Raw genomic sequence first — 388 nt, forward strand, 5'->3', positions numbered from 1 at the left:
ACGGCTGGGCGGCCAGGCCGACGTCAAGGGCGTGTCCGGCACCTGGAAGGCGCTGACCGAGTCGGTGAACGTCATGGCCGACAACCTCACCGACCAGGTGCGCAGCATCGCCGAGGTGACCACGGCCGTCGCCCGGGGCGACCTGTCGCAGAAGATCCGCGTCGACGCCCGGGGCGAGATCCTGGAGCTGAAGGAGACCATCAACACGATGGTCGACCAGCTCTCGTCGTTCGCCGACGAGGTCACCCGCGTCGCCCGCGAGGTCGGCACCGAGGGACGGCTGGGCGGCCAGGCGACCGTACGCGGGGTGTCGGGCACCTGGAAGGACCTGACCGACTCCGTCAACGTGATGGCGTCCAACCTCACCAGCCAGGTCCGCTCGATCGCC

The 388-nt window shown here is 69.8% G+C and carries 1 protein-coding gene; it reads left to right on the forward strand.

The window, feature by feature from the left end; all coding sequences use genetic code 11:
• On the forward strand, positions 1-388 hold a 388-nt coding region (locus tag AAH991_RS40320; RefSeq protein WP_346231218.1), incomplete at both ends, for a HAMP domain-containing protein.

It is taken from the genome of Microbispora sp. ZYX-F-249 (genome assembly GCF_039649665.1).
Lineage (GTDB): Bacteria > Actinomycetota > Actinomycetes > Streptosporangiales > Streptosporangiaceae > Microbispora > Microbispora maris.